We start from the raw sequence: 26,291 nt of genomic DNA, 5'->3' as shown, positions 1-26,291 counted from the left end.
CAGCTGGCCGGGTGCTCGGTGCCGTCGGCGACCCATGAACGGATTCCGGGTACCCCCGGATCGGGGCCAACGGAGTGACCTGCGCCACAATGGGGGTCAGCGGCAGCACTGTCCTGGCTCTGGCAAAACCGCCCAGGTCAACCATCCGACACAGCTTGATCCAGAAAGGGAGACGAAGGCCACTAAACTTTCCGGCGGAGGAGACCGCTCGTGCGCTTTGTAGCCATCTGGCCCACTGGTAACGCCCACGGATCCGCGTACTCGCGACCCGTCACTCTTCGCACACGTTCCGGCTACGGTCGCTGCCTGGCTTCCCACTCCAGTGGCCCGAGCGGCTCCAGCGGCCCGGCCTTCACCCGGCGGAGAGGAACCGGTCCAGAATGGTGATCAGCTCCCCCATGCCCGGCCCCCTGGTCTGCCCCAGATGCGGCACACCGACGGTTCCCGGCGGGCGGTTCTGCTTCAACTGCGGCCTGCAGTTCACTCCGGCGGACACGCCGCGCGCCGAGTCGGCGGAGCGGCGGGTGGTCACGGTGCTGTTCGGTGACCTCTCCGACTTCACCGCCTGGGCCGAGGACCGCGATCCCGAACGGGTCGGCGAGGTGACCGACCGCGTGCTCGCCGCACTCGCCCGAGACGTGGACGAGGTCGGCGGGCGGGTCGACAACCTCAGCGGAGACGGAATCATGGCCGTCTTCGGGGCCCCGACAGCGCACGAGGACGATCCCGAGCGCGCGGTGCGGGCAGCCGCCGCGATGCAGGAGACCGTCCGTCGCCTGATCATGGACGAGAGCGGCGACAGCGGCTCGCTCGCGCTGCGGGTCGGCATCAACACCGGCGAGGTGCTCGCCGGTGTCCAGGCCGCCCTGTCGTACACGGTCATCGGGGACACGGTGAACACCGCCGCGCGGCTTTCCGGCGCCGCGGCCGTGGGCACCGTCTACGCGGGTCGTGACACGGTCGCCGCCACCCGGCTGGTGGCGACCTGGCGTGACCTGCCGCCGCTGGTCCTCAAGGGCAAGCGCGAGCCGGTGCCCGCCTACGAGCTCGTCAGCCTGCGCCCGTCCAACATCGCCCGGCCGGGGCTCGCCGACGACGCGACCTTCATCGGGCGCGAGCGGGAGCTCGCGGAGCTGCGCGGGTACTTCACCGGAGTGGTCGACAGCGGCCGCCCGGATATCGTCGTGATCACGGGTGAGGCCGGGATCGGCAAGACCCGGCTCGCCCGCGAGCTCGCCGACGGCGCCGCCACGACCCACGGCGCGGCGGTGCTGTGGGGCCGCACCGTCCGTCACGGCGATGTCCGCGACCTCGCTCCGCTGATCGATCTCATCCGCGGCCTCTGCGGCATCACCGACGGCGACAGCCTGGACCGGGTGGCCGACCGGGTCCGTCGCAAGGTCGCCAGCCTCACTCATCCGATCTTCGGGACGAAGCTTCCGTCCGGCATCGGTGACCGGCTGCTCGGCATGCTCGGCGTGCCACCGGACCGCCGGCCCGGCACCGGCGGGGTGACGCCGCCAGGCGATCCGGCCGGGCGGGCGTCGCAGGGCGAGGTGCTGCAGCGGTCCGTCGACGACGCGGTGGAGACGGTCGGCCTGCTCCTGAGCGCGGTGGCGGTCCAGGGGCCGGTGCTCGTGATCATCGATGACCTGGAATGGGCGACCAGCCGGCTGACGACTGCGCTGCGCCGGCTCACCAGCGCGCTCACCGGCCCCGTCATGCTCCTGCTGCTCGACCGGGAGAATCCCCGGTTCGCCGACCTGGCGACCGCGCACCGGCTCGCGCTGAGCCCTCTGCCGGAGGACGCCGCCCGCACGCTGCTCAAGGAATACCTGGGCGAGCCGGGCCTGTCCCGGGCCAACCAGGCCGGCCTGCTGGCCCGGGTGCACGGCAACCCGTTCTTCCTCACCGAGCTGCTCAACCTGCTGGTCGACCGCGGTCTCCTGCACCAGGTGCCAGACCCGGACGGGGACGGCCTGCGGTGGGTGCTCGAGGGCTCACTGGTCGAGACCGTGCTGCCGGCCGGAGTCCAGTCGGTGCTCGCCGCCCGGATCGACGACCTCGACCCCTCCGCCAAGGCCGCGCTGCGGGCGGCGGCCGTGCTCGGCCCCCGTTTCCCCGCCGAGGCACTGCCGGCGGTCGGTGAGCGGCCCGCAGCCGAGATGGAGCGGGCGCTGTCGGTCCTCACCGAACGCCAGCTCGTACGGCCACCGCGCCAGGGCGAGACGCTGTGGCGATTCGTCCATCCGATGGCCAGGGACGCGGCCTACTCGGGGCTGCCGAAGGTCGAACGTGCCCGCCGCCACGCAACCGCCGCCCGGTGGGGCGTCACCGCGATGATCGGCCCCTCCCGCGAGGTGTCGACCTTCGTCGCCGCGCACGCGCTGCGGGCCTACGACCTCGCCGCGTCGATGGCACTGCCGGCGGAGGACCCGGCGTGGTCGGCACGCGAGGCCGGGTTCCACGCCCATGTCCGGCTCGCGCGTTCGGCGCTCGCCCGCGACGACCACCGTGCCGCCGCCGATCTGCTCGCCAACGCCCGCCGCCTCGGGCGCGGCGTCATCGACGGTGATGAAGACATCAAGGTGCGGATCCTGCACGCCGAGGCACTCGTCTGGCTGCGCCGCCTCGACGAGGCGGAGCGCGCGCTGCGTCCGGCACTGCGTCTGAACACCCCCAGCCTGCGGGCGTCGGCCTACGCCGTGCTCGGTGAGCTGCGGCAGAAGCAGGGGCGCGGCGAGGAGGCACGGCAGTCCCTCATCACGGCGCTGGACGCGGCGCACCGGGCCGGCGACGACCGGGCCGTGGCCGCCTCGCTGCGCCGGCTGGGGCTGCTGGAGTACTCGGCCGGCCGCATCCTGGCCGCCGAGGAGCGCTATCGCGAGGCGCTGACCCTCGCCCGCCGGGTCGACGATCCGCGCGGAGTCGGCTGGGCCCTGCAGCACCTCGCCTGGAGCGCCACCACCCGAGGGGACTACAGCCGGGCCGAACGCACCCTTCGCGAGGCCTCCGCGCTCTTCGAGCGGCTGGAGGACGCCGGGGGCCTCGGCTGGTGCTCGGGCACCGAGGCGCTCGTCCTGCTGCTGTCCGGCCAGCTCACGCGCACCCGCAAGGTCTCCCGGGTCCTCATCAACCTCGCGGAGTCGATGCGGGAGCGCTGGGGCCAGGCCATCTGCCTGACGATCGACGCGGTCGCCGCGGCCGAGCTCGGCGACATCGAGACGGCGGAGAGCGAGGCGGCCCGCGCCGCGGAGCTGTTCGCCGAGACGGGCGACACGTGGGGGCACACGCTCACCCTCATCGCCCGCGGCCTGGCCGCCCGCGGTGCCGGCGAGCCGCAGCGCGGGGCGGAGCTGCTGACCGAGGTCTGCGCGGACGCAGCCGCCACCGGCCATGTGCTCATCGGCGCGTTCGCCCAGGTCCTGCTGGGTCTGACGAGGCTGGACGCCGGCGAGGTGGACGCGGCGGAGGAGGCCGCCAAGAGCGCCTTGGCCGACCTGGACCGGCTGGAGCTGCGCCCGCACGCACACCTCGGAGCGAAGGTGCTGGTGGCCCAGATCGCCCGCGCACGCGGGCGGCTGGACGAGGCGATCACCGGGCTGCGTGACGCGCTCGCCGTCAGCGAGCCGGCGACCCTGATGTTCCCGCGCCGGCAGGCCTACGCCCACCTCGCGGGCACGCTGCTGGACGCGGGCGAGCCGGACGAGGCCCTGAGAGTGGCCCGGCGCGCGGTCAGCGTGGATGCGGAGGACGTCCGCGCGCAGGTGCTGGCCTATCGGGCGCTCGGCACCGTGCTCGCCGCGCATGGCGACGTCGAGGGCAGCCGTGAGGCCTACCAGCAGGCGCTCGCCGCGGCGACCGCCACCGGCGCGGTCAGCGAGGCCCCGCAGACCCGGCGGCTGCTCGCCACACTGCCACCACCGGCATCCGGCGACGCCGAACCGGGCGGCGTCGGACCCCGCGACACCGGGCAGAGCGACACCGGGCACGGCGATGACAAATCTGGCGATGACGGACCTGGCGACGACAAGCCCGGCGACGACGAGTCCGACGTCGTCGCCGTCACGGCTGGGAGTGCGCCGCTCCCGGATCCGACGACCTCGGCGGATCCGGGAGACGGGCGCGCGACGAACATGCCGGCTCCACTACCGGCGGTGAGTTCAGCGGGCTCGGCGGGCGAGCCGCTCACGGTCGAGCAGCACGACGGCGCGTGAGTCCAGCCGAAGCCACCCACGAGTGGCGAAATCGGCCAGAGCTTTGTTCACCGTCTCCCGCGAGGCACCGACCAGTTGTGCCAGTTCCTCCTGCGTGAGGCCGTGTTCGACGCGGACCCCAGCGGCCTCGTTGCCGGGCTGGGCCGGCTCACCGAAACGATCGGCCAGATCGAGCAGCGCCTTCGCGACGCGACCTGGCACATCGGTGAAGACCATGTCCGCCATCGTGTCGTTGGTCCGCCGCAGGCGACGGGCCAGCACACGCAGCAGCAGCGCCCCGGCTTCGGGCCGGGAGCGCAGCCACGGCCGCAGCGCGGTGTGATCCAGCGCGACGAGCGACGCGTCGGTCACGGCGGTCGCTGTAGCGGTGCGCGGTCCGGGATCGAACAGGGAGAGCTCACCGAAGAGGTCTCCCGGCCCCATCACGTACAGCAGGTTCTCCCGCCCGTCGGCGGACTGGCGTCCTATCTTGACCTTGCCGGAAAGAACCACGAAAACGCGGTCACCGACATCCCCTTCGCGAAACAGCACATCGCCACGGGTCACGTCCTGCCGGTCCAGGTGATCGGAAAGCGCCTGGCGGTCGGGCTCGGACAACCCGGCGAACAGCGGAACGCGGGCTAGCAGATCGTCCACGAGCTGAGCATGCCAGGGTGCGGGGCGTTGGGCACGGCCAGGGACCCCCATCGGCCTGGTCAGGTCACGCAGATGTACCCGAATACTCCGTTTCTGATACGCAAAGTGACCGTGGACGCACCACCAAAGTGGCGAGAGTCACAATCCGCCTAGCACGGTCGATTTCGGGGCCCGCACCCGCCCCAAGCGGCGCGATCGGGCCAGACGCGGCACAGGTCACATCGGCACAGTCCGGAACAACTGCTGGACATCCATGATCGACAGGGCCGAGAGCGGCCTGAACCCCCTTGACTCCGCCGGCAACCGACACCAGCCCCACCAACGGTGGGTTCGGACGGACCGAGGGCTCGGGCGGACCGAGGGCTCGGACGGACCGAGGGGCCGGGCAGGCCGAGGGTTCAGCAGAGTGGCAGGTTCGCCGGGGTGGCGGGTTCAGGCGGCCCGGTGCTTGCCAGGCGGAGTGCGGCGCAGCCGGCGCCGGTAACGCTCCAGAGCCGCGGGCATGCCCTGCTGGACGAAGGTCTCGACCTCGTCCGGGCGGGCGCTGTCGAAGAAGCCCTCGATGCCCTTGCCGACGTCGGCGGCGTTGAGGGGACGCTCGACCCGCTCCATCGCGAGCAGCAGCCCGAGCAGCAACAGGGGGACCGTAACCGCGGCAAATGCAATCATGGCCATCCCATGGTCCCCGATGACGCCGCCCGCCACGCGTGCGGGGGGTCGACGCGCCCGCACGGGCCACGATCAGACACCGACCGGCGCGGGCGGCCCGGCAGATACTCTGCGAGGTATGGGTATCACCGTCGACGCGACTGCAGAGACGGCCCTGGCCCGCACCCGACGAGCGCGACGCATCGTGCGCGCCCTCGGTGAGCTCCACCCGGACGCACGCATCGCGCTGCACTTCGGCAATCCGCTGGAGCTGCTGGTGGCGACGGTTCTGTCGGCCCAGTGCACGGACAAGAAGGTCAACGAGGTCACTCCCGCCGTCTTCGCCCGTTACCGCAGCGCCGCCGCCTACGCCGCGGCGGACCGCGACGAGTTGGAGGGCCTGCTGCGCCCCACCGGCTTCTTCCGGGCGAAGGCCAACTCGCTGATCGGCATCGGCGCCGCTCTCACCGAGCGGTTCGCCGGCGAGGTGCCGGGCCGGCTGGCGGATCTGGTGACGCTGCCAGGCGTGGGCCGCAAGACCGCGAACGTCGTCCTCGGGCACGCTTTCGGCGTCCCCGGGATCACGGTCGACACCCACGTCGGCCGGCTGTCCCGGCGTTTCGCGCTCACCTCCGAGACGGACCCGGTCCGGGTCGAGACCGACCTCGCGGCACTGATCGAGCGGCGGGACTGGACGATCGCCTCGGATCGGATGATCTTTCACGGCAGGCGGATCTGCCATGCCCGGCGGCCCGCGTGCGGGGCCTGCGCGATCGCCCGGATGTGCCCGTCCTTCGGCACCGGCCCGACCGAGCCCCTGCAGGCCGCGCGGCTGGTGCGCGGCGACGCGGAGGCCGCCCGGTGAGCACCCCGGATCAGACCGGCCTCACGCCGGGCCCCGCGCCGCGACGCGCGCCGGCGAACGTGTCCGCCGCCGGTGGCACGCCGGTCCCCGGGTGGCTGGCGGGGCTGGTCGGCGCGGTCGGCGCGGGCATCCCGGTGCAGGTGCGCCAGCCTGGTGCAAACCGGCCGGGCGGGCGGCAGGCCGCCGTCCTGATCCTGTTCGGAGAGGGCCCGGACGGGCCGGACGTCCTGCTGCTGAAGCGGGCCGCCGACCTGCGCAACCACGCCGGGCAGCCCGCCTTCCCCGGAGGCAGCGCCGACGAGACGGATGTGTCGCGCGCCGCGACGGCGCTGCGCGAGGCGGAGGAGGAGGTCGGGCTCGACCCGTCCGGTGTCGAGATCCTCGCCACCGTCAGCCCGCTCTACCTGGCCGCGAGCCATTTCCATGTGACGCCCGTGCTGGCCTGGTGGCACACCCCGAGCGCGGTGGTGGCCGTGGACCCGGCGGAAACCTCGTCCGTCGCCCGCGTCCCCGTGGCCGAGCTCGCCGACCCGGGTAACCGGATCCTGCTGCGCCATCCGGCCGGTTTCGGCAGTCCGGCGTTCCGGGTCCGCGGCATGACGGTCTGGGGATTCACCGCCGGCATTCTCGACGCACTGCTGCGGGCCGGTGGGTGGGAACGCCCCTGGGACACCGCCACCCCCGTCGACGTACCGGAGATCACCGCGGCGATCTCGAAGGCGATGGCACTCCCCCGAGCGGTGGTAGAGCCCCGCATCTCCCCTGACGAAGCGGGCGGTACGGTCGGAGGATGACCTCAAGATCCGCCCGGAACGGGCTGGTCGCACTGGTTGCGGCCGTGACGCTGTTCACCGCCCTGACCGGCTGCGGCGGCGGTGGAGGCGACGACATGGCGCACGGCGGGCCGTCCGCCACCGCGACCCTGACGGCCACGGTCAGCGACGGCGTCCAGGTCTTCGATGTCGTCGGTCAGGTGAACCAGACCTTCTCCGCCGGTGAGCTCATCGCCCACCCGGGAACGATCCGGGTCAACTTCTCCGTGCCGAAGGGTTCGGCTCCGCACAACTTCGTCATCGACACGCTCCCCGGCGCGACCACCAGGATCGTCGCGGCCGGCCAGTCCCAGTCGGTCACCTTCACCGCGTCCAAGCCCGGTCGATATCCGGTGGTCTGTACCCTGCATAAGGGAATGACCGCCACTCTTGTGATCCTCTGAACTGCGATCCTCCGAACACGATGGTGATCTTCTGAACCTCGACGCGGGCCCCTGGTGAACCTTCTCGACCTCGTTCTGATCGCGCTGACCGTGATGTTCGCGATCTCCGGATATCGCCAGGGATTCGCGGTCGGCGCGCTGTCGTTCATCGGCTTCCTCGGCGGCGGTTTTCTCGGCGCCAAGATCGCAAGCCCGTTCGCCGAGCTCATCGGCCGTACGGACGACGGCGCGCTGGTCGGTCTCGTCGTGGTGGTGGGGCTGGCCCTGACCGGGCAGATCATCGGGACGGCGCTCGGGACGGTCGTGCGCGGCCGGCTGACCTGGCGGGCCGGTCAGCGGGTCGACGCCGTCGCCGGTGCCGCCCTGTCCGGCGTGTCCGTCCTGCTCGTCGGCTGGCTGCTCGCGACCACGGTGGACCGCTCGCCGTTCCAGACCCTCGCCCGGGCCGCGCGCGGCTCGGAGATCCTCGGCGCCGTCGACGCCCAGATGCCCGACGACGTCCGCCACACCTTCTCCGACCTGCGCCAGCTCATGGACGACCAGGGCTTCCCCGAGGTCTTCGCCGGTCTGAACGGAGAACGCATCGTCGCGACCGACCCGCCGGACGCGGCGGTCGTGAGCGCCACCGAGGTCCAGAACGCGGCGTCGAGCATCCTGAAGATCCGCGGCCAGGCGCCGTCCTGTGGGAAGCAGGTCGAAGGCACCGGATTCGTCTTCACGCCCCAGCACGTCATGACGAACGCACACGTCGTGGCGGGTGTGAGCGAGGTCGTCGTCGAGGTCGGCGCCCAGGCGCTGCCGGCCGAGGTGGTGGAGTTCGACCCCGATCGGGACGTCGCCGTGCTGTACGTGCCGAACCTGCGCCGTGCGCCCCTGCGGTTCCAGACTTCGCCACCAGGTGAGGCCGGCGACCCGGTGGTCGTCGCCGGTTATCCCCAGGACGGGCCCTACACCACCGAGCCCGCGCGCATCCGCAACGAGCAGACGGCCAGCGCGCCGGACATCTACTCACGTGGCACGGTCCGACGCGAGATCTTCGCGATCCGCGGCCAGGTGCTGCCGGGCAACTCCGGCGGGCCGCTGCTCTCCGACACCGGTGCTGTCCTCGGCGTGGTCTTCGCCGCAGCGACGGACGACGACGACACCGGTTACGTGCTCACCGCGCAGGAGGTGAGCGTCCCGGCCCAGCGCGGCGCCCAGGCCACCGTCCCGGTCAGCACTCAGGGCTGCGACTGACCCCGCCGTTGCCGCCGTTCCCGCTGTGGGTCTCCGCGAGCCAGGCGACCAGGTCACGGGTGATGGTGTCCGGGTCCTCCTCATGCGGGAAGTGCCCGAGGCCGTCATACAGGCGCCACGTGTACGGCGCGGCCACGTGCCGTTCCGACCCGGCCGCGGTCGACGGCAGGAAGCACCGGTCGAGGCTGCCGTGCAACTGCAGGGTGGGCACTCGCACCGGTGTCCGCAGCAGCTCGACGAAGCGCGCTCCGTCCGGCCGCAGCTGGGACCGCACCACCCACCGGTGGTACTCCAGCGAGCTGTGGGCCACGCCGGGGATCCGCATGGCGCCGCGATAGCGTGCCTCGGCCTCCGGCGTCGGGTAGCCCGGACCTCCCCAGCCGCGTAGGAGCTCGGCGACGTAGGCCGCTCCCTCCGCGACCAGGCGGCGTTCCGGCACCCACGGCAGCTGGAAGGCGGCCAGGTACCGGCTGGCCAGCCCCTGGCCCCGCACGTCGGCGACGATCCGGCGCCGCACCCGTAGCGGATGCGGCATGCCGATCACCGCCAGCCCCCGCACCACCCGCGGCCGACGAACCGCCGTCGTCCAGCCGAGCAGGCCGCCCCAGTCGTGGCCGACGATCACCGCGTTGCGCTCGCCGAGTGCCCGCACCAGCCCGGCGACGTCATCGGCCAGGGTGAACGCGTCATAGCCCCGCGGCGGTTTGTCACTCGCTCCGTACCCGCGAAGATCGGCGGCGACCACCCGGTAGCCGGCGGCGGGCAGATCCCGCAGCTGACTACGCCACGTCCACCAGAACTGCGGGAAACCGTGGAGAAGGAGGACCAGTGGACCCTCGCCCGCCTCGGCCACATGCAGCCGGGTTCCGTTGGTCGAGACGTCCCGGTGGCGCCACGGCCCGTCAACGAGCACGGCCGCGGGCTCAGAGATGGCATCCTCCATCATCTCCAAGGATGGCAGACCCGCTGCTTCTTCCGACGGGTGGTCGGTGCGCCGGGCCCGCCCGGCTTCCGCCGCCGCCGCGCTCGGCCTGTTCGGCTGACGCCAGGCCCAGCAATCGCCGCGCCCGGCTACTCCGCTGCCGCCGGTCCCGCCACGACCGGTCCCGCCACGATCGGTCCCGCCACGACCGGTCCCGCCGCCGCGCTGTCTGGCCCCGCCGGGGCGCTTCCCACCTCGGCCGTGCCATGGCCCTTTCGGGCGGCCCCCGACCGGCCGGTTGGCCGGCGCAGCCAGGCGATGTCATCGCGCACCGTCTGAATGGTCCGTTCGGGGGGTGAAAGCTTCTTGAAGCGGGTGAGCGCGAAGACCACCAGCAGCCCGGCCAGGGCCAGATAAAGCACGGCCGTCAGCAGGTAAGCCCAGAACCGCTCCATCCCCGCCCAGGTGAACAGCTCACCGAGGAAGATCGTCCCGGCGATCAGTGCGCCGAACCCCAGGCCGGCCGCCACCACCAGGAACCCGGCGCCCAGACCCGCGGACACCGCCTGCCTGGCGAGCTCGGCCTTCGCGAGCTCGATCTCCTGGCGGATCAGCAGCGACATGTCCCGGGTCGCCAGTGCGACCAGCTCCCCCAGCGTCGGCTCCCGCCCCGCTCGTGAGCTGTCGGTCCTTGTCGGCACGCCGGCTCCTCCCTCTCAAAGCCGGCCCGTGACACCGCCGATCGGGTCCGGTGCCGGCGCGCTTGCGGGGGCACGCGGCGGCGCTGCGTGGCCGCCCCGTCCGGATCCCCTGTGAGCAGTGTGGCCCGCGGCGGCGGAACACGGGAGGCGACGGGCCCGATCGAACGGTGTGATCCGAGGGACGATTCGCCCTTTCGGCGGTCATGACGAAGTCGGGAGCCGTCCTCGGCACACCCGGGCGAGGTAGCGTCTGCCGGGTGACAGCACCTTCGTCGGCATCAGTCGTCGGTAGCGACCCGCTCGCCAGTGTTGCGGCGATCCCCGGTGTCGACGAGGCCGCCACGGCCGCGCGCGCGGGCGTGGACGCACTGCTGCGGCACCGCATCCTGCGCCGCCGCAGCGCCGAGGTGACCGCCGAGGCCTCGCTGCGCGCCGCCCGGGCGTCCGCCGCGTTGGAAGGGCACGACGTCCCACTCGACGTGCTCAGAGCCCACCTCGGCGACCATGAGCTCGCCCTCGATGCCGATGCCGGTCCCAACACGGGTGCCGGTGCCGCCGTCCCGGCCGGGCTCACCGACGGGCGCGTCAGCGGACCGGCCGACGGCACCGACAGCCGGTCGCTGGCCGTGACGCTGGGGGCCGTCCGGCTCTACGCGGAGCTGGGCACGCTGTCATCCGCGTGGGAGCGCGCACCGCGCCAGGCCCTGGCACGCATGCACGTTCTCGCCGGTCGAGGCCTTCTCCCGGACGAGGCGCTGGGCCGGCCGCGGGTCGACGTTCGGGGGCCGGGAACCGCCGGCACCGCGGAGCTGGCTGGCCCTTGGGGCGAGCCGACGGTGTCCGCCATGGAGATGTCAGTGCGGCTCGACGGGCTCACCGCCGTGCTGACCGCCCCGACCCGCGCTCCCGCGATCGTGGTCGCCGCGATCATCCATGGGGAGCTGCTCGCGATCCGGCCGTTCGGCGTGCTCGACGGCATCATCGCCCGCGCCGCCGCCCGGCTCGTCCTGATCAGCCGAGGCCTCGACCCGAAGGCCCTGGTCGCGATGGACGTCGGCCACCTCGAGCTGGCTCACGGCAGCGCGGCCGCGGCCCTGGGCGGAGCCGGAGCCCCGTCCGCGCCGTCCGCTGCCAGCGCGGGCAACGACACCGGTGCCGGCACCGGCACCGGCACCGTTGATACCGAGGAGACCTACAGCGCCGCTCTTGCCGCGTATGTAGCGGGCGGGGCGGACGGGGTGGGTTCCTGGGTGCGGCACTGTGCCCGCGCGGTCGGGCTCGCGGCCCGGGAATCACTCGCGGTGTGCGAGGCGCTCTCCCGCGCCTGAGAACCTCTACTCCTCGAACAGCCGCTGCCAGGCGAGACCTGAGGACTGTGGTCGCCAGGACGAGGTCGCCACGGCAACGAAGATCCTCGGATCGCCCTGTTTGGCGAGTCGCAATCGTGAACGATTTTGGTCGTCGGGACGACCAAAATCCTTCTTTCTTGCGGGTCGACAGTCGGCTCCACGCCCCTCCTTTTGCGGTGAATTGCCGATACCGGATGGCGGTACGAGACCCTCCCTCGATGGGTGACCCGGAGCCGCGGCTCGAACGCCGATGATCTCCATCGGCGTCCGGTCCCACCTCGGTACCGACGCGGGCCGGCCCTTATAACACGGCCCGGCCCCCACCAAAGATCCACATTGCCCGGCCCGGCTGGCGCATGGTGGCCGCACACAGCCACCCGCGCCGAAGGGACGGCCCGCCATGACCCCCGCGAAGCCGATCACGCCAGCCGACGACACTCCCCGTGGACGCCCGCTGGTCGTCACCGATTCGCACGAGCTTCTCGACGACCTGCTGCGGCTCGCGGCCGCGGCGGGCACGACCGTGACGGTCGCGCCGACGGCCAGGGCCGCCAGCCGGTACTGGGCCAACGCACCGCTGGTCGTGGTAGGCGCCGACCGCGCCGCGGCCTGTGTCGCCGCGAATCTGCCGCCGCGGTCGGACATCGTGCTCGTCGGAACCGATGTCGACGACCGCCGGACCTGGAGTCTGGCGCTTCTGATCAATGCCGAACACGTGATCTTCCTTCCCGCGGCCGAGACCTGGCTCGTGAACGTCCTCTCCCGTGCGGCGGACACCGCCGGCCGCCGGTCGCTGACCCTCGGCGTGCTCGGCGGGCACGGCGGGGCCGGCTCCACCACCCTGGCCGTGACGCTGGCCCGCGCCGGGCTGCGGCGCCAGGTCCGCTCGGCGCTGCTGGAGATCGACCCGTTCGGCGGGCTCACGGTGGGCGCGGACACGCACTGGGGCTCCGGTCTCGGATCGGAGGCCAGCCACGGCGACGGGCCCTCGGCAGGCATCCCTCGGTTCCATCCGGCGGGCGCGGGCTCGGCGGTGCGCCACGCTGCCGGCGGCGATCTGTCCGCGGCGCAGGCACGCCCGCCCCAGGCCCGGGGCCCCCACCCCTGGGCACGTCCAGGGACCCGGCGCCGTCCCCTCACACCGGCAGGCACTGTCATCGGGGACGCCGCGCGTGCGGAGCCACCGCACCCACGGCCAGCCGACGACGAGGACGACGATGACTTCCTCGAACACTTCCTTGCCGGGCCGCCCATGTGGGGCGGCGATCTGCCGGTGCTCTCCTGGGACCGCGACGAGATCCCCGTACTGTCGCCGCCGGCCATCAGCGCCATGTTCGCCACCGCTCGCGGTGGAGCTGACCTGATCGTCGCCGACCTGCCTCGCTCCGCCGATGCCGGGGCGGACGTCGGGCTTTTCCTCTGCGAGACGGTGCTGCTCGTCGTGACAGCCGAGCCCGCGACAGCCGCGGCGGCGGCTCAGGTCGCCAGGTACGTGGCGCGTACCTGCTCGGACGTACGGCTGGTCGTTCGCCTCCCACCGGCGGGCATGCTCCCACCGCCAGGCGCGCAGCCATCCGGCCCGGCTCGCGGCGGTTCGCCCGGCAGCGGCTCACCCGCCGAGCGGAACGAGCCGGACGAGTCCCTGCACCCGGCGGTGGCCCGCATCGTCGCCACCGTGGGACTTCCGCTGGCCGGTGTGATCCACCACGAACCGGCCGCGAACCCCGTGGTCATGGCCGGCCATGACCACCAGGAGACACCCGGCTCCGAAGGAAAAGGAAACCGTCCGGCCACGGCCGGAACTTCGGGCGCGCCGCGCTCGGAATCCACAGTGAGGATCACAAAACGACCGCCCGTCGAAGCCGAAGCGGCGGCGGAAGGCTCGACCACCGCTGCGGAGGGCTCGATTGCCGGAGCGTCGCTCATCCGGTTCAGCGATCGGTTTCTCGCGGAAGTCGGCCTCACCGGCGGAGCGCACCTGTGAGAGCCGGCCGGTCCCGCGCCTCGTCGGCCTCAGCCGATGCCGTCACCGCGGCGCCGTCCGCCGCACCGCTGCCCGGGCCCCTGCTTTCCGAGGCGACCCCGCCCGGGGCGGTGCCGCCGCCGGCTTCGTTCGAGACGAGCCCCTTCGAGTCAGGTCCGTCCGGCACAGGCCCGTCCGAGGTAGGCCTGGCCGAGGCGGCCAGGCTCGCTTCGAACGGGGCGCGCTCGACGCCATCCCAGGGGCATGCCCAGCGGCTGGGGCCGCTCGCGGTCCTGCTGCGCGACCCGGAGATCACCGACATCCTGGTCAACGGCCCGGACAAGGTCTGGATCGAACGAGCCGGCCGGCTTCGTCTCACCGGCGTGCGCTTCGCCGACGACGGAGCTGTCCGGGCGCTCGCCGTCCGGCTCGCCGCCAGCGGCGGCCGCCGGCTCGACACCGCCATGCCGTTCGCCGACATCCGGCTGCCTGACGGAATCCGCCTGCACGCCATGCTCTCCCCACCCGCCCTGGGTGGAACCTGCCTGTCACTGCGCAGGCCGCGCCCCGTGCCGTTCACCCTGGACGACCTCGCGGCCGCCGGCACCCTGGGGCCCGACACCGCGGCCGCCCTGCGTGCCGTCCTCGCCGCCCGACTCACCGCGCTCATCAGCGGCGGAACCGGGACGGGGAAGAGCACCCTGCTCGCCGCCCTGCTGGACGCCGCACCCGCGACAGAACGGATCGTGCTGGTCGAGGACACCGCGGAGCTCGTCCTCTCCCGAATCAACGTGGTCCGGCTGGAGGCTCGCGCGGCGAACGTCGAGGGCGCCGGCGAGATCACCCAGCGAGAGCTGGTCCGCCAGGCACTGCGCATGCGGCCGGACCGCCTCGTCGTAGGCGAGGTCCGCGGAGCGGAAGTCCTCGATCTCCTGATGGCGATGAACACGGGCCACGAGGGCGGCCTGGGAACTGTGCACGCCAACGCCGCCGAGAGCCTGCCCGCGCGGATGGAGGCCCTGGGCGCTCTCGCGGGACTGCCGCGCGCCGCGCTGCACAGCCACCTGGCGGCGGCCGTGCAGGTGGCCATCCATCTCCGGCGGAATGCGGCGGGTGCCCGTCGGGTCGCCGGCATCGGGGTGCTGCGCCGGGGCGATGACGGCCTGGTCCAGGTCGTCCCGGCGCTTGTCGGCGACGATGCCCGGGAGCTGCCCCGGCACGTGGGCGAACGACCCGCTCGAGGCGTCGTCCAGCCGGATCCGGAGGGACTCGCCCTACTGGCCACGCTCCTGCGGGAACGTGGGGTGCGCCTCTGGCCGGCCGCGGCGCGCAGAACCGCGATGCCCAGAACCGCAGTGCCCAGAACCACAGCGCCCGGGGCGGGGCCGGCAGCACCCCACGGAGAACCAGCACCACCGCAACGATCGGCACCACCAGCGCAACCAGCGCTTCGGATGCGACCGCCGCATCCCCGCCAAGCAGGGCCATCGGCGCCCCGGCCAGGCGCGCGATGACGGCCCGGCTGGCGCGGGGTGCTGCCTGGGCAGGCGGGAGCGTCGCCGCGACGGTGCTGGGTGGCCCGGCCGCCGGGATCGCTGTCGTCGTGCTCTGCTGCGGGCACGGGGCTCTGCGTCGCTGGGTCGTCCACCGCTACGAGGCCGAGCTGCGTGGGGCGGCTGAGGACGTGCTGGCCGCGGTGGCGACCGAGCTGGACGCCGGCGCGTCTCCCGACGGCGCGCTGCGAACCGCGCTGGCCTCGGTCACCAGCCTGCCGGCCCACCCACACAGCAGCGAAGCCCACAGTGGCGACGGCCGTCGGGGTGGCGGCCGTCAGAGCCGTCCGAGTGACAGCCGTCGGGGTGGCGGCCGCTCGGGACGGGCGGCGGGCTCTCTCGACCTGCCACGTCTGCGCGAGTTGCTCGCCGACGCCGACGCCGACGACGCACCGAGGCTGCTGTCCCGATGCGATGCCGGCGCGCTGCGGCAGCTCGCCACCGCGTTCCGGGTGTGCCGGTTGACCGGGGTCCGACTGGCACCGGTCGCGGTCATGCTCGCCGATGCGGCCCGATCGGATGCGGCACGTGCCGACGAGTTGGCCGCCGCCCTCGCCGGGCCGCGGTCGTCAGGTCGCCTCGTGGCCGGCCTGCCGCTGCTCGGCGTCGCAATGGGAATCCTGCTCGGCGCGTCCCCGGTGGACGTCCTGACGAATTCCCCGGTCGGCACGCTCTGTCTGGCCGCGGGGGTGTTGCTCGACCTGGCCGGGCTGCGCTGGCTGCGGCGGATCTCGGACGGGGTCCAGGCCCGGGTGCCGCCCGTCTGCGCGGGGCCGCTCCCACCCGGACGGCCAGGCGACGCTGCGGCCTCCGGGGAGTACCGCCGCCGGATGCTTGCCGATCTTCCCCTCGCTCTCGACCTCGTCTCCGCCTGCCTGAGAGCGGGGGCCACCACGCAGAACTCGCTGGAGGTCGTCGGGTCCGCGACCGGAGGCCCAGCCGGTGTCGAGCTGCGGGCCACCGGGCGCTCGATGCGCCACGGAGCACCGGCCGACGAGGCGTGCCGCCGGCTTCTGGGCGCGGTCGGTGTGCTCAGCGCGGAGCCCGCACCCCGCCGTGGGCGGCGCGCCGGCAGCCGGCGGTCCCGACGGCACGGTGGTACGGCACGGCTCTCGCGCGCGCTGGGGATCGGCACGCTGCCCGGGCGAGCCGGGTCAGCCCGGCAGCGTGAGGCACAGACGGTGCTCGCCGCAGTGGCCGCCATCGGCAGGACCGAATCCTCCGGGGCGAGACTCGCCACGACGCTCACCCGAATCAGCACCCGTGCACGGCAGGAGACCCACGCCGCGGCCATCGGCGCCGCCCGGCGAGCCGGCGTCCTGGCCGTCGCCCCACTCGGACTGTGCTTCCTGCCGGCCTTCCTGCTGCTCGGCGTGGTGCCCATCATCATCGGCACCGCCCCGGATCTCGGCTCGGGCCTCCTGCCACAGCCCTGAACAGCGGTCCGCGACCGCGCCCGAGGCGGGCAGATCGGGTGCCGGGTTGTGGATGAGATCTCGTCATCCACAGGGAGTGCGGGCCCGTCCCTCACCGGCCGACACCGCCCGATCATCGAGACAGCCGGCGCCACGAGGTACCAGACAAGATCCGGCCTGCCGAGCCTCGTCCTGACCAGCTCTGACCAGGCCATGCCCCACCTGACCCGGAGGCAATGATGTGGCTTCTCGTCCTGTTCATCCATCTGGCGTCGACGCTGGTGAGATCGCTGCCCCGGCGCCGCCGCGCGGCGGCAGCCACCGCGGTGGACGCAGGAATGTCCACCGCCGAGTACGCCGTCGGCACCCTCGCAGCCGTCGCGTTCGCCAGCGTGCTCTACGCAGTGGTGTCCAGCTCAGCCACCCGCTCGCTGATCTCCTCGGTGGTCGAGCGCGCGCTGAAGATCGACTTCTGAGCGCGCCTTGAGAACTGCGACCAGGCCGAGACGCCCGCGCGGCGGCAGGGATCGTGGCCAGGTCACCGCCGAGCTCGCGATGGGTCTGCCCAGTCTTCTGGCGGTGATGTTCATGATTCTCTGGATGCTCAGCGCGGTCTCCGCGCAGACACGATGCGCCGAAGCCGCCCGGCTCGGGGCTCGCGCCGCTGCTCGTGGTGAGTCGGCGACGGCTGCCCGGGCCTGGGCACTGCGGGCGGCGCCGCCGGGCGCCGAAATCGAGATCGGCGGTAGCGCGGGGACGGTACGTGTCCGTGTCGCCGCGGTTGTCGGCACGGGAGGTGCTGGTCGCCTCGTGCCCACGGTCACCGTCTCGGCCGTCGCGGTCGCCGCCGTCGAAAACACGGCGGCGGGTGCCGGGCCAGCGGGTACCGGGCCATGAGGACAACCCGGCCGCCTGGTTCGTCGAATACGAGCGAACGCGGCTCCGCCACGGTCTGGCTGCTCGGCGCCATGATGGTCGTCGTTGCCACCGGATCGATGGTGCTGAGCCTCGCGCAGGTCGACGCGAGTCGGCAGCGGGCTGCCACGGCGGCCGACCTCGCGGCGCTCGCCGCCGCCGCGGAGCACTCCGCCCAGCCTGCTCTCGCCTGCCAGCGCGCCGCGGAGTCGGCCAGGGCCAACTCCGCGCGGCTGGCGATCTGTCAGGTGGAAGGCGATGGCGTGAGCGTCACGGTCGAGGCCGACCTACCGACTTCGCTACGGCTGTTCGGCCCGGCTCGGGCTCGCGCACGCGCCGGGCCCTGGGAAGGCGCGCCCGGCGCGTATCAGGCTGTCGCCGCGGCGATGGCCGGTACCGATGGGCCTGTGGGAGTTCAGCTCGGGCGGGCACCCGTGGGCGCGTCGGGGTCCCCGGGGTGCTGGGATTTCCCGACAGGGGCGTCCTGGGCGTGGGGAGTGCCGTTCCCGGTCGGGCCCTGGGCTCCATCGCTGTTCCGGCGCCGTAGGTCAGCGACCCTCGCAACCACCCGATCAGTTCGGGGCACAACCGAGGGCCTGCCATGGCGTACCGAGGGCGTCGACGGCCGTTCGACGGAAGCAGCCGCGCGGCCCGCCGGCACAGGCGCGTCGGCCGGCGGGGCGGACCGCGAACCCGCGCCTGTGGTCCTCGCGTCACCGGCCCGCGCCGTCGAGCCACGCCCACCCGCGCCATGGCCACGCACGACCAGCGGTGTTGTGGGAGCGGTCGCGGTCCCAGCCGGCCGGCCGATCGGCGCCTGGCCTGACTGGCCCTGGCCTGACTGGTGCTGGCTCGACGGGCGCTGGCTCGACGGTGCCAGGGCCTGGCTCGACGGTGCCGCGGCAGGTGCTGGCGCGGCGGGTGCTGGCGCCGGCGCCGAACCACCGGCCGTCGTCACCGCGCCACCACGAACCGACCCGCCAGGAACCGACCCACGAGGCGCGAAACCGGTGGCTGCGGCCGTCGCGGCGGCACGGGGCTGCGAAGGCGACGGGTGCGCCCCAGGAACGGGGCGGGTCATGGCGGCGAGATCCCTGGCCTGCTGGCGCTGCGCCCTCAGCCGCTGCCTGTCGCGGGCGAAACCCTGCAGCCCGAGCTGGATACCGGCCACCGCCAGCACCCCGGTAGCGACCCCCAGGACGAACAGCCCCCAGACGTCAAAGGACAGCGCCTGCCCCATGATCATCAGTTCCGTCTGGCCAGAGCTCTCCAGGACGATGTCCGCGGTGAGAACGCCCGCCAGAAGTACCAGGACTACGCCGACGGTGACCACCGGAACCTCCACATTCCTGCCGTTTACGGGAAGTAGGACCGCTCTGAGAATCCGACAGAGCGCGGTCTACCCCCGATACGGTCGGCTACCCCCCCGACCCACGAAGGTGTCTATTTCTGTGGTGGGTCCAGTACCTGACCGCGGTCTCCGTCCATCGCGGCCAACACGGAGTCCAGCAGCCGCACGGCCGCCGCCTTGGCGAGAGGTTCGTTGCCGTTTCCGCACTTCGGCGACTGCACGCAGGAAGGGCAGCCAGCTGGGCATTCACAGGCGGCGACCGCATCCCGGGTGGCACTCAGCCATTCGGCCACCCGCAGGAACCCGCGCTCGGCGAACCCGGCTCCCCCGGCATGGCCGTCGTAGACGAAAACGCTGGTGCGGCCCGTGTCCGGGTGCAGGTCGGTGGACACACCACCGATATCCCACCGGTCACACGTCGCGAACAGCGGAAGCAGGCCGATCGCCGCGTGCTCGGCGGCATGCACCGCGCCCGGCACCTCCGCGGGTTCCACGTTGGCAGCGGCCAGCAGTTCGTCGGTGACGGTGTACCAGACGGCCCTGGTGCGGAGCTGGCGCGGCGGCAGGTCGAGCGGTTCCTGCCCGAGGATCTCACCGGTGGCCAGGCGTCGGCGCTGGAATCCGACCACCTGATTCGTGACCTCGACCGTGCCGAGGTGGATCTCGACGTCGGCGAACCGCGCCGACCGCGTCGACTCGACCACCCGGATGTCGGTGTGCTCACGCGCCACCGTCGTCCAGTCCGGTTGAGCTGCCTCGACGAAAGCGACCGCGTCGTCGAGGTCGAGCTCGGTGACGAGGAAGGTGGCACCCTGATGCAGGTACACAGCCCCCTGGTGCACCGTCGAATGTGACGTCCCCGCGTCGACGGTGCCGAGCAGGCGGCCTGTCCCGACCTCGACGATGCGCACGGGAGGGCCACCGGTTCCTCTGATGTCGACATCCGGCCGGTGCCGCTGCGTCCAGAACCAGCCCGTGGGCCTGCGGCGCAGCCGTCCCCGGCGAACGAGGTCGTCGACGGCCCCGCGGGCTCCGGGCCCGAACAGCTCCAGGTCCTCCTCGGCCAGCGGCAGCTCGCTCGCCGCGCACTCCAGATGAGGCATCAGGACGTACGGGTTGTCGGGGTCGAACACACTGGCCTCGACCGGCCGGCCGAAGACCGCCTCGGGATGGTGAACCAGGTAGGTGTCGAGTGGGTCATCTCGGGCGACGAGCACCGCGAGCGCGCCCTGCCCGGCCCGGCCCGCACGACCGGCCTGCTGCCACAGGGAGGCGAGCGTGCCGGGAAATCCGGCGATCACGGTCGCGTCGAGCCCGCTGATGTCGACGCCGAGCTCCAGCGCCGACGTCGCGGCCACGCCGAGAAGCTCACCTGTCCTCAGCCGGCTCTCCAGGTCCCGACGCTCCTCGGCGAGGTAGCCGGCGCGGTACGCCGCGACCCGCCCGGACAGCTCCGGAGCGGCCTCCTCCAGCCCACGCCGCGCCGCGGCCGCGACGACCTCGGCAGCCCGGCGGGAACGGACGAACACCAGTGTCCGGACGCCCTCCGTGACCAGATCCGCGAGCAGATCAGCCGACTCGGCGGTCGCGGCCCGCCGGACCGGGGCGCCGTTCTCGCCACCGACCAGCTCAGCACCACCAGCCAGCCCACCACCACCGGCGAGGCCAGCGCCACCGGCAAGGCCAACCGATCCCGCCCCGCCAGCCTGCACGGCCCCCCTGATCAGTGGCGGCTCGTAGAGGGCGAAGTCCACGGGCCCGCGCGGGGAGGAGTCCGTGTCAACCACATCGACGTCCACTCCGGTCAGCCGCGACGCGGACATTCCCGGATCGGCCACCGTCGCGGAGGCGAGGACGAAGACCGGTCTCGCGCCGTACCGGGCGCAGACCCGCCGCAGCCGGCGCAGCACCAGCGCGACATGAGCGCCGAACACGCCACGGTAGCCGTGGCACTCGTCGATGATCACGAAACGCAGCCCGCGCAGGAAGGAGGACCAGCGACGGTGCGCCGGCAGGATCCCGCGATGCAGCATGTCCGGATTGGTCAGGACGAAGTTCGCGTGTGCGCGCACCCACTCGCGTTCCGAGCCTGGAGTGTCGCCGTCGTAGGTCGAGGCGCGGACACCGGTCAGCCGCAGCGAGCGCACCGAGCGCAGCTGGTCGTGGGCGAGTGCCTTGGTCGGCGCGAGATACACCGCCCGCGCGCCCGGTTCGGCCAGCAGCCGTGAAAGCACCGGCAGCAGGTAGCCCACCGATTTTCCGGACGCGGTGCCCGTGGCGAGCACGACGTCTCGCCCCTCGTGCGCCGCCTGGGCGGTCTGGGCCTGGTGCGTCCACGGCTCGTCGATCCCGGCCGCGCGCAGTCGGCCAACCAGGACCTCGTCGGCCCAGTCCGGCCAGGGCCCCGTACGGCCCGGACGTGACGGCACATGCTCGACATGCGTGATGTTGCCGGCCCGCCGGCTGTCACGGGCGAGCCTGGCCAGGATGCTGTCCGCCCGCGCGAGGTCACGCTCGATGGCCGCCGACGAACCCACGCCCGTCACGATAGGCGGTCAGCGGGAGCCGACGCCCACCGCGGACATGCCGACCAGGCCCGAAGCTGCTGGTGGTGAACATCCGGTGCCGGGCCAACCCAGGCTCACTCGACGCTAGATCAGCGATAGCATCCCTTGGGTGCGCCACCCTGGACGAGAGGGACGCGGTTGAGAGCGATTCGTCCGTAGGCCACGCAGGCGTCGGCTCGTCAAAGTGTTGCGAGCCACCGGATTGATCCTCCTCATGGGAGGGTAGTGCCGCCGTGATGTCGGTTGCCCGAGGCGCGGGCGCCGGGAAGAACCACTAGGAGGATCCGTGGATCTGTCCCTCACGACTCGTCAGGAAGGGACCCACACGGTCGTCGTGGTGGGCGGCGAGATCGATGTCTACACCGCCCCCAAGCTCCGCGAGCAGCTCATCGATCTTGTCTCGGCCGGGTCGTACCACCTGGTGGTCGACATGGAGGGTGTGGAGTTCCTCGACTCCACGGGCCTCGGTGTCCTGGTCGGCGGGCTCAAGCGGGTTCGTGCGCACGAGGGTTCGCTGCGCCTGGTCTGCACCCAGGAGCGCATCCTGAAGATCTTCCGGATCACCGGGCTGACCAAGGTCTTCCCCATCCATTCCTCCGTCGAGGATGCCCTCGCCGCCAGCGACTGAGTCAGGTCCCATCGCGAAAGGCAGGTCCTCGGACGCATGCCCACCGTCGAGTTGCGCTTCGCCGCCCTGCCCGGACATGTCCGCACCGCAAGAATGATCGCCACCGCGGTCAGCAGGCGTGCGGGCGTGCCGGTCGGGGCCATCGACGAGATCAAGTTGGCGGTCGGGGAGGCGTGTGCCCGTGCCGTCCGAGTCAACCGCCGTAGCAATCCCCAGGCGTTCGTGCACGTCGAGCTGACCGATACCCCCGAGTCGTTCAGGGTCGTCGTCTCCGACAGCGGCGCGGCCGGAGACGAGATCGCCCCCGGCCCCGACGGCGGCCTGCTCAGTGTCGACGCCCTGCTCGACCTCGGTGAGGGGGCGGAGCCCGACCTCGCGGCCATCGGAGTGCCCGACACCGAGGTCGACCAGCCGCTGCCATCGGGTCTGGGGCTGGCCCTGATCGAAGGGCTGGTGGACGAGGTGGCCGTCCGGCGTGGTCAGGACGGCACCGGCACCGTCGTCGAGATGACCTGGCACACGGCGGAGCCCGAGGAGGACGCCGACCTCGATTCCGCCGGGTACGCGGCGCTGGCCGCTCAGATCGCCGGATCGGCCCGCCGGGAAGGCTGAGCCAGGTTCCCGACCCCCAGCTACAGGCCCACGCCTGTGGCGCCCCGGCAGGCGGCGCCACAGGCCGTCGGTGGGCGTCCACAGTCACGGCGGCCCCCGGCGAAGCGCGCCAGCCTGTCGGGCTTGGCGCCGATCAAGATTGCTGGTCGGCCGTGCGGAGCGGTTCGCACTCCACGGACGCGGCCCGGACGCCTGCGCGCCCTGAGCCCGGCAGCCCGGTGACCCGGTGGCCGGTTTGGCGAGCCGCAAGAGTGGAGGGTTTTCGTCGTTCCTACGACCAGAATCCTTCCTTCTTGCGGGTTGCCGGTACTTTCCCGGTGCTCGAATGCCCCTTTTGCCCCCACTTGAGGGAATTGCTGGTGGCGCGCGGCGGTGTGGGATCCCCGAGGGTGGCCGTGCGGGTGCGGTTCGCACCCCATCAGGGCGGATCCGCCAGATCGACGCTGGCCGTCCAGCCCGGATCTGCGGCTTCTCCGGATTCTGCTACCGGCTGCCTGGCCTCGCGAGGGCCGGCGAGGGCTGGCGGCAACGGCGAGTGACGATTCGCCCAGGTCAGCCGACCAGCCACGGCTAGACGCAGGCCACCACCGCCAGGGGATCCTCTACAACAAAAACAACATCCCCCGCCAGTCACAACCGAAAAACCTGCGCACGTCACACACCTACGGATAGACTGCGCCGCATCTCGCCGACGGTTGATCGAGACCGTCGGTGTTTCCCTTGGTGTTCCCCGTGGGTCCGGCCCCGGGCCACAGGCAAGGGCCGCGTGAAGGTGTTTGCCGTGCGCGAGGGAACCAGCGCCGGGTCTGGACCGGTGTCGCTTCCCTCGTTCTCGGTCGCCTCCGGCGACCGTTCGGCTTTCGCCGGACCGCGGCTCACGCCCTGACCTGTGTCTGTCACCCACCCAGAACGTCGTCGGATGCGACGTACCTGGCTGTGATCGACGACCGATGGCCGCGGACGGTCGGCGTCCGCTTCCACCTCAGCACGATCACGGAGGATGCACAGAACAAACCGGGACAGCAGTCCCGGGACAATGCAGACCGGGAGGAGCCATGTCCCCGATCCACACCCTACAGGCCGATAATCCCTCAATCGACCTTAGCGGTGGAGCTGTCGGGCTGGTCGCCGGTGTGGCGATCGTCGCAGCGCTCGCCCTGCTCGTCGCCGGCTACCTCGTCCGCGAGGTGCTGGCCGCGAGTGCGGGCACTCCGAAAATGATCGAGGTGGGTCGAGCGGTTCAGGAGGGAGCCGCAGCCTACCTCCGTCGGCAGTTCCGAACCCTTGCCGGGTTCGTCATCGTAATCCCCTTCGTACTCCTGCTTCTCCCGGCGGACGACACCGGTGCACGGGTGGGCCGATCCGTGTTCTTCGTGGTCGGCGCGGTGTTCTCGGCGCTGGTCGGCTTCGTCGGGATGTCGCTGGCCACCCGCGCCAACACCCGCACGGCCGCGGCGGCCATCGAAAGCGGCGAACCCGCCGCGATGCGGATCGCCTTTCGCACCGGCGGGGTGGTCGGAATGTTCACCGTCGGCCTGGGCCTCCTCGGAGCGGCGGTGGTCGTCCTGGCCTTCCAGGACACCGCGCCGCAGGTTCTCGAGGGATTCGGCTTCGGCGCGGCACTGCTGGCGATGTTCATGCGGGTCGGCGGCGGCATCTTCACCAAGGCCGCGGACGTCGGTGCGGACCTGGTCGGCAAGGTCGAGCAGGGCATACCGGAGGACGACCCGCGCAACGCGGCGACCATCGCGGACAACGTGGGTGACAACGTCGGGGACTGCGCGGGAATGGCTGCCGACCTGTTCGAGTCCTACGCGGTGACCCTGGTCGCGGCACTGATTCTGGGCGTCAAGGCCTTCGGTGAGGACGGGCTGGTCTTTCCGCTGCTCATCCCCGCGGTCGGCGTCATCACCGCTGTCATCGGGATTTTCGCGGTCTCTCCCCGGGACGGTGACCGCACCGGCATGAGCGCGATCAACCGTGGATTCTTCATCTCGGCGGTGATCTCCGCGATCGGCGTGGTGATCGTCTCCCTGCTCTACCTTCCGGGCAGCTTCGCGGAGTTCCCGGGGCTGGCCGGAAGCACCCAGGACGGGGACCCCCGGGTCATCGCCATCAGCGCGGTGATCATCGGGATCGCGCTGGCGGCGGCCATCCAGCTGCTCACGGGCTACTTCACGGAGACGAACCGGCGTCCGGTGCTCGGTGTCGCGGAGGCGTCGACGACCGGGCCGGCCACGAACATCCTGGCCGGTATCGGCGTGGGCATGGAGTCGGCCGTCTACTCGGCACTGCTCATCGGAGCCGCCGTGTTCGGTTCGTATCTCCTCGGAGCCGGCAGCGTCACGATCGCGCTCTTCGCGGTCGCTCTTGCCGGAACGGGGCTGCTCACCACGGTCGGCGTGATCGTCTCGATGGACACGTTCGGCCCGGTCAGCGACAACGCGCAGGGCATCGCGGAGATGTCCGCGGGGCCGGAGGGCATCGACGAGCGGGGCGCGGCGATTCTCACGTCGCTGGACGCCGTGGGCAACACCACCAAGGCGATCACAAAAGGTATCGCGATTGCCACCGCGGTGCTCGCCGCGACCGCCCTGTTCGGGTCGTTCACCGACACCGTCACCACCGCGCTGGCCGACGCCGGTGCCGCGCCCGAGCTCGGCCGCGGCACCGTTGGTGGTCTCAATGTTGCCTATCCCGACGCATTGGTCGGGCTGGTCATCGGTGCTGCCGTGGTCTTCCTGTTCTCCGGGCTGGCCATCAACGCCGTGGGCCGGGCGGCCGGCCGCGTCGTGTCAGAGGTCCGCAAGCAGTTCCGCGACAAGCCCGGGATCATGCAGGGCACCGAAAAGCCGGACTACGGCGCCGTCGTGGACATCTGCACGAGGGATTCGCTGCGTGAGCTCGTCACGCCGGGGACTCTCGCGGTGATGGCACCGATCGCGGTCGGCTTCGGCCTGGGCTATCCGCCGCTGGGCGCCTTCCTCGGCGGGGCGATCGCCGGCGGAGTTCTCATGGCGGTCTTCCTCGCCAACTCGGGTGGCGCCTGGGACAACGCGAAGAAGCTGGTGGAGGACGGGCAATACGGGGGCAAGGGCTCCGAGGTGCACGCCGCGACGGTGATCGGCGACACCGTCGGCGATCCGTTCAAGGACACCGCGGGCCCGTCGATCAATCCGCTGCTCAAGGTGATGAACCTGGTCAGCCTGCTGATCGCTCCCCTGGTCGTGAAGTTCTCCGTCGGCGCCGACGAGAACACCCCGGCCCGGATCGGCATCGCGGTGGCGGCGGTCGCCGTGATCATCGCGGTTGTCGCCGCCTCCAAGCGGCGTGGCTCCAGCATCGGCGACGAGCCGCCGAAGCCCGCGTCGCCGCCCGCGTTCTCTCCACAACCGGACTCCCAGGTACAGGTCTAGCGGCCGGGGCCGACACCGTCCAGGCCCGTTGACGATGCCGCCGGCGGGGCCTGAACAGCCCGCCGGCAGGGCCTGGACGGG

20 protein-coding genes and 1 pseudogene are annotated in these 26,291 nt (G+C 72.2%); 15 read left to right on the top strand and 6 right to left on the bottom strand.

The features are described from left to right. Positions 1-380: 380 nt before the first annotated feature. Positions 381-4,217 carry a tetratricopeptide repeat protein gene (locus AWX74_RS24580; protein ID WP_091281506.1) on the top strand — a complete coding sequence of 1,279 codons (3,837 nt, stop codon included), beginning with the start codon at positions 381-383 and terminating at the stop codon, positions 4,215-4,217. Here the strand turns inward: AWX74_RS24580 and AWX74_RS24575 are convergent. Further along, positions 4,164-4,853 (bottom strand): Crp/Fnr family transcriptional regulator, encoded by a 690-nt coding sequence (locus AWX74_RS24575; protein ID WP_018637435.1) that lies wholly within the window; start codon positions 4,851-4,853, stop codon positions 4,164-4,166. The two genes, AWX74_RS24580 and AWX74_RS24575, sit on opposite strands and share 54 nt — an antisense overlap. Positions 4,854-5,285: 432 nt before the next feature. Continuing rightward, positions 5,286-5,522, bottom strand: a complete 237-nt coding sequence (locus AWX74_RS24570) for a hypothetical protein (protein ID WP_035951342.1) — start codon at positions 5,520-5,522, stop codon at positions 5,286-5,288. Between the two features lie 118 nt (positions 5,523-5,640). Here AWX74_RS24570 and nth point away from each other — a divergent pair, with 118 nt between their 5' ends. From nth to AWX74_RS24550, 4 genes are read left to right on the top strand one after another with little or no spacing between them, the layout of a single operon-like run. Beyond that, positions 5,641-6,366 carry an endonuclease III gene (gene nth / locus AWX74_RS24565; RefSeq protein ID WP_091281504.1) on the top strand — a complete coding sequence of 242 codons (726 nt, stop codon included), beginning with the start codon at positions 5,641-5,643 and terminating at the stop codon, positions 6,364-6,366. After that, a complete protein-coding gene (locus AWX74_RS24560; RefSeq protein WP_091281500.1) occupies positions 6,363-7,160 on the top strand; it encodes an NUDIX hydrolase in 798 nt (265 codons plus the stop codon). Before nth ends, AWX74_RS24560 begins: the two co-directional genes overlap by 4 nt. Beyond that, a complete protein-coding gene (locus AWX74_RS24555) occupies positions 7,157-7,582 on the top strand; it encodes a cupredoxin domain-containing protein (RefSeq protein ID WP_091281497.1) in 426 nt (141 codons plus the stop codon). The genes AWX74_RS24560 and AWX74_RS24555 overlap by 4 nt, the downstream gene beginning before the upstream one ends. A gap of 54 nt (positions 7,583-7,636) precedes the next feature. Then, positions 7,637-8,818, top strand: coding sequence for a MarP family serine protease (locus tag AWX74_RS24550; protein ID WP_091281496.1), 1,182 nt, complete (start codon positions 7,637-7,639; stop codon positions 8,816-8,818). Here the strand turns inward: AWX74_RS24550 and AWX74_RS24545 are convergent. Both AWX74_RS24545 and AWX74_RS24540 read right to left on the bottom strand, forming a co-directional pair. Further along, positions 8,796-9,761 (bottom strand): alpha/beta fold hydrolase, encoded by a 966-nt coding sequence (locus AWX74_RS24545; RefSeq protein ID WP_091281662.1) that lies wholly within the window; start codon positions 9,759-9,761, stop codon positions 8,796-8,798. The two genes, AWX74_RS24550 and AWX74_RS24545, sit on opposite strands and share 23 nt — an antisense overlap. Before the next feature lie 128 nt (positions 9,762-9,889). Next, entirely contained in the window at positions 9,890-10,441 is a 552-nt protein-coding gene (locus tag AWX74_RS24540; protein ID WP_091281493.1) for a phage holin family protein, read from the bottom strand. A gap of 203 nt (positions 10,442-10,644) precedes the next feature. Between AWX74_RS24540 and AWX74_RS24535 the strand changes: the two genes are divergently transcribed. From AWX74_RS24535 to AWX74_RS42615, 7 genes and pseudogenes are all read left to right on the top strand, one after another. Beyond that, positions 10,645-11,769 carry a Fic family protein gene (locus AWX74_RS24535; RefSeq protein ID WP_091281491.1) on the top strand — a complete coding sequence of 375 codons (1,125 nt, stop codon included), beginning with the start codon at positions 10,645-10,647 and terminating at the stop codon, positions 11,767-11,769. Positions 11,770-12,190: 421 nt separating this feature from the next. Continuing rightward, entirely contained in the window at positions 12,191-13,774 is a 1,584-nt protein-coding gene (gene ssd / locus AWX74_RS24530) for a septum site-determining protein Ssd (RefSeq protein ID WP_091281488.1), read from the top strand. Next, on the top strand, positions 13,771-15,267 hold the full coding sequence (locus tag AWX74_RS24525; protein WP_242666392.1) for a TadA family conjugal transfer-associated ATPase: 1,497 nt from the start codon (positions 13,771-13,773) through the stop codon (positions 15,265-15,267). The genes ssd and AWX74_RS24525 overlap by 4 nt, the downstream gene beginning before the upstream one ends. Further along, positions 15,264-16,742 carry a type II secretion system F family protein gene (locus AWX74_RS24520; protein ID WP_091281486.1) on the top strand — a complete coding sequence of 493 codons (1,479 nt, stop codon included), beginning with the start codon at positions 15,264-15,266 and terminating at the stop codon, positions 16,740-16,742. Before AWX74_RS24525 ends, AWX74_RS24520 begins: the two co-directional genes overlap by 4 nt. Positions 16,743-16,960: 218 nt before the next feature. Then, entirely contained in the window at positions 16,961-17,197 is a 237-nt protein-coding gene (locus AWX74_RS24515; RefSeq protein WP_091281485.1) for a DUF4244 domain-containing protein, read from the top strand. A gap of 7 nt (positions 17,198-17,204) precedes the next feature. Continuing rightward, entirely contained in the window at positions 17,205-17,618 is a 414-nt protein-coding gene (locus AWX74_RS24510; protein ID WP_091281484.1) for a TadE family type IV pilus minor pilin, read from the top strand. Then, positions 17,615-17,968 (top strand): annotated as a pseudogene (locus AWX74_RS42615) (Rv3654c family TadE-like protein); the annotation flags it as partial. The gene AWX74_RS24510 and the pseudogene AWX74_RS42615, both read left to right, overlap by 4 nt. Positions 17,969-18,051: 83 nt before the next feature. Here AWX74_RS42615 and AWX74_RS24500 read toward each other — a convergent pair. Beyond that, positions 18,052-18,969, bottom strand: coding sequence for a hypothetical protein (locus AWX74_RS24500; RefSeq protein ID WP_131799529.1), 918 nt, complete (start codon positions 18,967-18,969; stop codon positions 18,052-18,054). Between the two features lie 110 nt (positions 18,970-19,079). Beyond that, complete coding sequence (locus tag AWX74_RS24495; protein ID WP_091281482.1) at positions 19,080-21,524, bottom strand: DEAD/DEAH box helicase; 2,445 nt, start codon at positions 21,522-21,524, stop codon at positions 19,080-19,082. A gap of 316 nt (positions 21,525-21,840) precedes the next feature. Here AWX74_RS24495 and AWX74_RS24490 point away from each other — a divergent pair, with 316 nt between their 5' ends. The 3 genes from AWX74_RS24490 to AWX74_RS24480 all read left to right on the top strand — a co-directional run bounded on the left by AWX74_RS24490 (position 21,841) and on the right by AWX74_RS24480 (position 26,210). After that, complete coding sequence (locus tag AWX74_RS24490) at positions 21,841-22,182, top strand: STAS domain-containing protein (protein ID WP_006542987.1); 342 nt, start codon at positions 21,841-21,843, stop codon at positions 22,180-22,182. 36 nt (positions 22,183-22,218) lie between these two features. Then, the gene (locus AWX74_RS24485) at positions 22,219-22,794 is read left to right on the top strand and encodes an ATP-binding protein (RefSeq protein ID WP_091281481.1); all 576 of its coding nucleotides are present in this window, start codon (positions 22,219-22,221) and stop codon (positions 22,792-22,794) included. Between the two features lie 1,055 nt (positions 22,795-23,849). Then, entirely contained in the window at positions 23,850-26,210 is a 2,361-nt protein-coding gene (locus AWX74_RS24480) for a sodium-translocating pyrophosphatase (RefSeq protein ID WP_091281480.1), read from the top strand. Positions 26,211-26,291: the final 81 nt, after the last annotated feature.

This window comes from Parafrankia irregularis (genome assembly GCF_001536285.1).
GTDB lineage: Bacteria > Actinomycetota > Actinomycetes > Frankiales > Frankiaceae > Parafrankia > Parafrankia irregularis.
The sequence above is the reverse complement of the archived record's forward strand: the minus strand, read 5'-3'. Positions and strand labels throughout refer to the sequence as shown.